Origin of the sequence: Candidatus Protofrankia californiensis (assembly GCF_900634765.1) — a bacterium.
Lineage (GTDB): Bacteria > Actinomycetota > Actinomycetes > Frankiales > Frankiaceae > Protofrankia > Protofrankia californiensis.
The window spans coordinates 5727-13438 of record NZ_CAAAFT010000374.1; the positions used below are offsets into that span (position 1 = coordinate 5727).

General features: G+C 69.3%; 9 protein-coding genes and 2 pseudogenes. 5 read left to right on the forward strand and 6 right to left on the reverse strand.

Going from position 1 to position 7712, the window contains the following annotated elements:
• Positions 1-56: 56 nt before the first annotated feature.
• Together DD1DGNOD_RS19140 and DD1DGNOD_RS19145 are read right to left on the reverse strand one after the other, a co-directional pair.
• Positions 57-1004, reverse strand: coding sequence for a hypothetical protein (locus DD1DGNOD_RS19140; protein WP_131770751.1), 948 nt, complete (start codon positions 1002-1004; stop codon positions 57-59).
• Between the two features lie 46 nt (positions 1005-1050).
• Positions 1051-1293 carry a hypothetical protein gene (locus DD1DGNOD_RS19145; RefSeq protein ID WP_241255841.1) on the reverse strand — a complete coding sequence of 81 codons (243 nt, stop codon included), beginning with the start codon at positions 1291-1293 and terminating at the stop codon, positions 1051-1053.
• Between the two features lie 456 nt (positions 1294-1749).
• Between DD1DGNOD_RS19145 and DD1DGNOD_RS19150 the strand changes: the two genes are divergently transcribed.
• The 5 genes and pseudogenes from DD1DGNOD_RS19150 (at position 1750) to DD1DGNOD_RS19170 (ending at position 4613) form a co-directional block, all read left to right on the forward strand.
• The gene (locus tag DD1DGNOD_RS19150; RefSeq protein WP_206443303.1) at positions 1750-2016 is read left to right on the forward strand and encodes a hypothetical protein; all 267 of its coding nucleotides are present in this window, start codon (positions 1750-1752) and stop codon (positions 2014-2016) included.
• Positions 2013-2357 (forward strand): type II toxin-antitoxin system PemK/MazF family toxin, encoded by a 345-nt coding sequence (locus DD1DGNOD_RS19155; protein WP_131767847.1) that lies wholly within the window; start codon positions 2013-2015, stop codon positions 2355-2357. Before DD1DGNOD_RS19150 ends, DD1DGNOD_RS19155 begins: the two co-directional genes overlap by 4 nt.
• Before the next feature lie 366 nt (positions 2358-2723).
• Positions 2724-3608: pseudogene (locus tag DD1DGNOD_RS19160) on the forward strand (type I restriction-modification system subunit M); the annotation flags it as partial.
• 370 nt (positions 3609-3978) lie between these two features.
• Positions 3979-4209 (forward strand): FitA-like ribbon-helix-helix domain-containing protein, encoded by a 231-nt coding sequence (locus DD1DGNOD_RS19165; RefSeq protein WP_131767848.1) that lies wholly within the window; start codon positions 3979-3981, stop codon positions 4207-4209.
• A complete protein-coding gene (locus DD1DGNOD_RS19170) occupies positions 4206-4613 on the forward strand; it encodes a type II toxin-antitoxin system VapC family toxin (protein WP_131767849.1) in 408 nt (135 codons plus the stop codon). Before DD1DGNOD_RS19165 ends, DD1DGNOD_RS19170 begins: the two co-directional genes overlap by 4 nt.
• Positions 4614-4888: 275 nt before the next feature.
• Here the strand turns inward: DD1DGNOD_RS19170 and DD1DGNOD_RS29835 are convergent.
• From DD1DGNOD_RS29835 to DD1DGNOD_RS19190, 4 genes and pseudogenes are all read right to left on the reverse strand, one after another.
• Positions 4889-5224 (reverse strand): annotated as a pseudogene (locus DD1DGNOD_RS29835) (PIN domain-containing protein); the annotation flags it as partial.
• Between the two features lie 5 nt (positions 5225-5229).
• The gene (locus DD1DGNOD_RS19180; RefSeq protein ID WP_131767851.1) at positions 5230-5754 is read right to left on the reverse strand and encodes a helix-turn-helix domain-containing protein; all 525 of its coding nucleotides are present in this window, start codon (positions 5752-5754) and stop codon (positions 5230-5232) included.
• 338 nt (positions 5755-6092) lie between these two features.
• A complete protein-coding gene (locus DD1DGNOD_RS19185) occupies positions 6093-6230 on the reverse strand; it encodes a hypothetical protein (protein ID WP_206443304.1) in 138 nt (45 codons plus the stop codon).
• Positions 6231-6443: 213 nt separating this feature from the next.
• A partial coding sequence (locus DD1DGNOD_RS19190) for an NYN domain-containing protein (protein ID WP_131770752.1) occupies positions 6444-7712 on the reverse strand: 1269 nt, incomplete at its 5' end.

Genomic DNA, 7712 nt, shown 5'->3' on the forward strand with positions numbered 1-7712 from the left:
TGACAACGCCCTACGTAGCGGCACCCGGCATGGCGGCCCCGGGCAATCCGGGCGGGTCAGGGGCGAAGCTGCGCGTCCAGATAGGATCTCCACTGCATGACAAAATCGGCTTCGGTGGTTCCCAGGACCGCCCGCAGCGCACCGGCCAGCCGTGTCGGTGGATCGCCACCGCCGGATCCGACCTGCCGGTAGAACCTGATCAGCCCGTCCAGGCCGGCCCTGTCCGCGATCAGCCGGCAGGCAAGCCACGCCTCCTGGTAGCGGGCGGGAGCTGCTCCGTCCGCCGCGGAGAACGCCGCATCGCCCGGCAACGCGTCAGGTAACCAGCCGGACCGCACCTGGGCAGCCAGTTCCGCGGCTGCCCGGGTCACCTCCAGCCCCACCCCGGCGTGGCCCACGGTTTCGGCCAGACCTTCCACCAGCCACATCGGGGTGCCTGCTCCGGTCACATCGGCGCTCGCCAGGTGGGTGAACTCATGACGCAGCACCACCTGCCGGCCCTCGACGGTCAACCGGTCGTAGACCTCCGGATTGACGATCACACGACCGCCCCCCGGGGCCTCCCCTGGAAGCACCGCGACCGCTGCCTCACCGTCGGTACCCGTCCGTCCTGACTCGGCGCGAAAGCCGGCGCCGCCCGCGGGAACCTCCACCACGACCTGGTCGGCCCACGGCCCGTCCCAGACCGCACGCACATAGCGCAGAGCCTCGTCGGCATCACGACGTATCTCGACCAGCCGTGACACCGGAGCGTCCCCGACGACCGCCAGACGCCCAGCCGTCCCCTGCTCAGCCGGCCCCGGCGCGGGCCGTGGCCGGGCCACACCGGCCGCATCCTCACGAGCGGCGTTCCCCTGACCGGCATGTTCCTGACCAGCACGTTCCTGACCGGCGTGGCTGGTGACAGCCAGCACCAGCCCGACAGCGACCGCCGTGCAGACAGCCGCCATCACCACCGACGCCACCAGCGCACGCCGCCGGAGCCACCGCCCAGCCCGGCTCACCCGCCCCACCCGGCCGTGACGCGCCGCCGTGGGGGAAGTCGGCGGGCTAGCCGGTCCGGCGGGCGCGTTCACGGGGGCTGTTCACGGGACGGGGCAGCGGCAGCACCTGTGCCATCGGTACCGGCGCCGTGGGCGCGGCATCTCCGGCATTCCTGGGCGTCGCGGATGCCACCGGGGAGACGAACCGGGACCGCGGGATCAGGCCGCCGTCGGCGAGGGCTTCCATGGCCCGCTGCTCGCCCTCGTCCCAGTCGACGACGCCGCCGGCAGGCTCCAGCAGAACATGCACCGCGCAGTCCCCGCATGCGGCTCCACGCACCACGCATGTGCCACAGTCGATCAGCATCGTCTCCGCCTCTCCGGCCGGAACAGGCCGCCTCGAGCCGACCCGAACGGTCATGACATGACCGCCACGGGTGACGCGACCGCGTCGGGACCCACCGTAGGCACCAGGTCCGACAACTTCTCCGCCTCAACGCCGTCCGACGACCCACCCACGAGAACTGGGGTACGTGCGGGCACGTCGTCACGTACTCGCGCGCGACCAAGATCTGCGTCGGTTGAAGCTTCACCGGCCTGACCAGACGAGCGCAGCAGGAGAAGTGGCTGGCGTGGGTACTGGCACGCAAGGCTCCGCGCCGGACGGCCGAGGACTTCGCCGGGGCGGTGTGGGCGAGGGCCTGGCTTCGGCGGGAGCAACAGCGCGAGGCGGGCACACTGAACCCGGCCAGGGCACCGTGACAGTATGACCGGTTATACTCGCATCATGAAGACAGCGATCTCGATTCCCGATGGCGACTTCGAGCGGTTCGAGCGGGTCGCGGCCCGGCACGGGATGAACCGGTCGGAGTTCTACCGGCTCGCCGGTAAGCGGCTCGCCGACGAGCTGGAGGGCGAGGCGGAGCTGACCAGGCTGGCGAACGCGGTGCTCGCGCGTGTCGGACAGCCCTCCGGCGACGGGCTGTTCCTGCGGGAGTCCGAGCGGGTGCTGCGCGAAGGCACCGAGTGGTGATCCGTCGCGGCGATGTCGTGTGGGTGGACTTCGGTTCGCCACGGGGTTCGGAACCGGCGAAGGTCCGCCCGGCCGTGGTCGTGCAGGAGGACTGGCTGCTGGCCACGGACATCGGCACGGCGCTGGTGGTGCCTCTGACCTCGAACACCACCCTGGAAGCGTTCCCCGGCAACGTGCTCGTGCCCGCCGAGGCCTCCGGGCTCGACAAGGACTCCGTCGCGGTGGTCTCGCAACTCGGCCCGGTCAGCCGCGAGTTCCTCGACCCCTATCCTGCCGGTCACGTGCCCGGCTACCTGCTGACCAAGATCGCGGCAGGCGTGCGTCTGGTCACCGGCATCTGACCCGGCGCGGGCACTGGGCGCGTCGCGGCGCTCGGCGTCGCCGGGACGCGAAGCGGGCACACCGAATCCGGTCAGGGCACCGTGACATTCCGGTCGGGCAAGCAGTAACCGCTGATCCGATGGAAAGCGCTTCGAGTGCTACCCAGCCCGCCGGCCTGCCAATTCGCCGTCGTGTGGCCGCTCAGATCGGTAGATAGGAGACATTGGTGATGGCGACAAGGCGGTGAGTGGCAGTCTGGGTGCCGTCCATGCGACCGCAAATCCGCCAGACACGAAATAGTCAACAAAATAACTACTGGAAGACAATGGACGACACCCTGTGTGATGTGTGTCGTTGGCGCACCTACGGGCCGGTAGGCTCCCTGGGTGCTTTCAGGTGATCTACGGAGCAGAATCGATCGGGTCTGGGACGCGTTCTGGTCGGGAGGGATCTCCAACCCGCTGGAGGTCATCGAGCAGATCACCTACCTGATGTTCATCCGCCGGCTGGACAGCATCCAGACCGGCAAGGAGAACAAGGCCAACCGCACCCGCCGGCCGATCGAGAACCCGGTGTAAACGAATGCCACCCAGGAACTGCGCTGGTCGCGCTTCAAGGCCCTGGGCAGCACCGACGAGATGTTCGCGCTGGTGCGGGACAGGGTCTTCCCGTGGCTGCGGGAACTCGGTGGCGAGGGCTCGACCTACGAGCAGCACATGCGTGACGCCCGGTTCACCATCCCGACGGCGAACCTGCTTGCCAAGGTCGTCGACATGCTCGACGGGCTCCCGCTCGACGAGCACGACACCAAGGGCGACCTGTACGAGTACATGCTCAGCAAGATTGCCGCCGCTGGCCAGAACGGCCAGTTCCGCACCCCGCGGCACATCATCCAGCTGATGGTCGAGATGACGGCCCCGGGCCCCGGCGACACCATCTGCAACCCGGCCTGCGGGACGGCCGGCTTCCTGGTCGAGAGCGCCGCTTACCTTGAGCGGACCCATCACGAGGCCCTGTTCGGCTCCGCCACACGCCGGCACTTCGACCACGGCATGTTCCACGGCTTCGACTTCGACAACACGATGTTGCGGATCGGCAGCATGAACATGCTGCTGCACGAGGTCGAGCAGCCCGACATCCGCTACCGCGACTCGCTCGCCCAGAGCGCCGCAAGCGACGCCGACCGATACTCCCTCATCCTCGCTAACCCGCCCTTCGCCGGCAGCCTGGACTACGAGACAACAGCCAAGGACCTGCTCGCCATCGTCCGTCCCACAGCGATACCGGCATCGCAGGCCATGTAGACGCTGTGAGAGCGCATGTGCTGGTCGTGGGACCCGACGGGCGAAGCCTGCGCAGTCGTCGGTATCTCCCCGCGCCCACAGTGAGCCGCCCACAGTGAGCGTCGTGACCGTGGCGATGGGGATCGTGATCGGCCTGACGTTCCTGTTCGACTCAGGCCAGGGGGCTTCTGTGCGGCTACTCGGGTGCGGGCCTGATGGGCCGGTCACGAGCAGTTTCGATCACACGAAGGGCGGGTCACCTCCCGGCGCTGTCGGACGTGGTCCCCGCCCGCTCGGCCGCCACTCGACACCAGCGGCCTCGATAGCGTATTGCAGGCACTGAAGGTAAAATGCAAGCATGGCTGCGATCACCATCCGCGACGTCTCCGAGTCGGCCCTCGAAGCATTGAAGATCAAGGCCGCGAAGGGGGGTCGCAGCCTACAGGCGTATCTGCTCGACCTGGTCACGCGCGACGCGCAGACGCCGCCCCTGGCGGACATGATGGCCCGCCTCGACCGCGAGACACGGTCCGATGTCAGTACCTCGGACATCCTTGCCGCGATCGACGAGGGCAGGGAACACCGTTGAGCGGTGTAGCGGCTGTGACCGACTGTTCGGCGTTGGTACGGACGCTGACAGATCAGGGTGCAGGCGGGGTCGCCGTACGCCGCCGGCTCGCCAGTCTCGAGTCGCTTGCGGCACCCGGCCTGCTCGACTACGAAGTAGTTTCGGCATTCCTCGGGATGCTTCGGGGTGGCAAGATCACCGAGCGGGAGACGACGAAGGCCATCGCCGATTACCAGATGCTGCCGCTCGTGCGGCACGAGACACTGATCCTCTGGCGGCGGGTCCGCGAACTGCATCACAACCTCAGTGCGTACGACGCGCAGTACGTGGCGCTCGCCGAGGCGCTGGGGCTGCCCCTGATCACCAGCGATGCCCGCATCGCGCGCAGCGGCGCGGCCACGTGCGCTGTCGAGGTCTTCGCCTGACGTTGCACCAAGACGGTCGCTAGGCCGTGCGCGGACTGCCGAGTACCGTCAGCAGGCGCTCGCCGAAGGCCGGGGTGGTGTGCATGCATGTACGTGGCGATGTCGTGGGCTGTCATTGCGGGGCCCGACCTTTCCGTCCTGCTGGCGATGGTACGGACGGCGGTGACGACCTGGCCGGGGTGGAGGTCGAGTGCGTCGAGCAGGAAGTCGTCGAGGGACTGCCGGGTGAGCGGTACGGGCAGCGCGCTGGGCGGGAAGTCCGCGAGGTTGTCGGTGACGATCACGTCAGCGCGGCCAGCCCGGGCGGCTGCAACCACGTGCCGGTCGTCGGGGTCGGGCAGTTGGGCAGTCGGGACGAGCGGCTCCCAGTCGGTCACGAGGGCGTCCGGGAAGGCGGTCTTCATTTGTCGGGTGAGGCGGGTGAGGTAGGCGTTGATTTCTTCCGGTGACATTCCCCGCTTGCCGAGGAGCAGGCGGAGGGTTCGGTCGAGTTCGTCGAGGATCTCGGTGGACCATAGCGGTCGGTAGGCTCCGGTACTGGCGATCTCGAGCAGCACGTCGCGTGCCCTGCTGGGCACGAGAACGCAGGTGTCGAGCAGCGCGCTGTACACGCGGGTCAGCCTTGGGTCTTCTTGCGGGCGGCCTTCAGTGCGGCCCGCGCCTCGTCGGGGTCGACGTCGTACAGGCCCAGCCGCTCGGTGTCGGCGATCATGTCCGCGAATGCGAGTTCAGCCGCGTTCCGCTGGCGTCTGCGGTATTCGAGCAGGTCGTCGAGCCGGACCTTGCGGTGGCGGCTCGGCTTCTCGAACGGGATGACGCCGGTCTCCAGCAGCCGTACCAGCGTGGTGCGCGAGATGCGCAGCAGGTCGGCTGCCTCCTGGGTGGACAGTGTCAGGTGATGTGGTGCCACGGTGACCGCCAAGCCCGCCTTCATCGCCGCGGCGATCTGCAGGAGAACCTCGAACATGGGCTCGGGTAGTTCGACGCTGCGCCCGTCGGGGCCTGTCAGCCGAGGACGGGGCTCGGCCACCCGCTGTCCGCGGTCGCGCAGGGCGCTGAGGAAGTCGATGATCTCGCCGGCGTCCTCGCGCGGGAGGTAGGTCTCGTCGTGCAGCGGCTCGTTTCTCGCTGGCGAAGTCATGAACCGCCTCCGGAGACGATCGGTACGATCGGGATGCTCGTTTTGGTCGATTCTAGTCCCGCTGGCTCCTGATCGCCATCTGCTAGAGGGTGCCGCCACCCACCGGCAGGGCAGCTCGTCCACATCGCCGGTGTCGCCCGCTACGAGTCGGGCTGCCAGCCCTCTCAGACCAGGCGACGGGGCCCAAGTGCCTCAAGGAAGGCCCCCGGCACCCCGAACGGGACGCAACGGAGGGCGACAGCGTGGTCGCGCGAGACATCGCCTGTGGCCGCAGTAGGGTGCGTGCGGTGGGCCGCCAAGGGCTCGAATCCTGAGCCCAGAGAGTAAAAAGCTGGATGTCAGGTGAGAGTGCCGCGTGGCGCGATCCACGCGTGCGGCTGCCCCGTGGTGGCCGCGATGTGCTCGAAGTCGGCGTCGTAGTGCAGGATGACCGCGCGATGGTGTTCGGCCGCCGAGGCGGTAAGCAGATCGATCACTCCAGCGGCACGGTGGTGGCCTCGGACGGCCAATGGACTCCGACGCTCTCGGCCACGGGGACTATAAGCCGATGACCGTCGGGCTCCGCGCCTGTCCCAGGTCGTCACGCACCGGGCCCTTCCCCGTTGCCGCTCCCTCTCGCTCGTCCTTACTCGTCCGAACACCGGGATCCGGTGCCCCCAGCACGGTCGGTCGGTACCGCGCCCCGGTGGTCAGGAGCGGTCGAGGCGGGCCAGCAGCGCGGCGGACGGGATCGGACGCGCACCCGAGAGCCGGCTGGTGTCGGCCACCTCACGATCCGATGTGACGACGACGACGGGACGCCCCATGGGCTCGGCCCGCACAAGCCGGATGATCTCCTCGTCAGCCAGCTGACCAGGTCGGCTGAAGACCACCCGCACCCCACGGGGCGCCGCCACCCCGACGGGCCTGGCGATGACCGCGGTCGCGTCGAACACGACCGTGATCTCGCTCTCGGGCGCGCGGCCGACCAGCGCGCCGAGCCCGGACAGCAGCCGGGCCCGCTGTGCCTGCAGCGGCAACGAGCCGTACCCACGCTTGGTGACGTTGTAGCCGTCCACGATGACGTGTACGCCGGGAACCCCGAGAACCTCGTCGACAACCGCCGGGTCGTCCTCGGCCAGGCCACGGGCGCCGACTCCGCAGAACGGGTCGAAGGGCGCGGCCTCGTCCTCCCCGCGGCCGACGATGTCCGCCGGCCGCTGCACGGCGGTCGGCAACGCGAGTTCCTTGCGGAAGCCGTTGGCCGCGGCCATCAGCGTGTCGAGCAGGACACGCAGGCGCACGTCCTCGGCTGACCGGGCCTCCCGGCTGTCCCGCCGGGACGCGGTCACAGCAGCCTCGAGTTCGGCTACCCGCTGTCGCAGCCGACGGGTTTCGGCCTCGGCCTCACGGGCGGTCGCGACCGCCTCGTCGCGGGCCTTCTCCGCCACCTCGACGGCATCGTGCGCCACACTCTCGACCCGGCGGAGCCGGTCGGAGGAGGAGCGCAGGCGTCGGCGGGCATCCTCCGCCTCGGAGCGAGCGGCTGCCAGGCGTTCCCGCAACTGGTCGTTCTCAACCTTGGCGCTCTGCCTGAGCGTGTCGAGCTGCTCATGCAGGCGCGCGACCGCCTCGGTGGCGTCGGCCGCGCGGGCCGACGCCGCGGCTTCGGCCAGTTCCTGCGCGGCGGCCTCGACCATCCGTTCCCACCCGGGCAAACGCAGGACGTAGGCGACGGCCGCGATCTCCTCGGGCGGAGCCGCCTCGGGCGGTCCCTCGTCGGACTCCAGTGACGCCACAAGCTCGGGCAGGGCAAGCCGGAGCCGCTCGGCGACCCGTCCGCGAAAGACCGCGTCATTGGCCATGGCGGCCGCCAGCGGGGTCGCTCCGAGCCGGGAACGCCGGGACGGGATGAAGCGCCGTACGGCAACGAGCGTGGACGGCACATTCTGTTCCGGGAGATCGGCGAGGGTATCGGC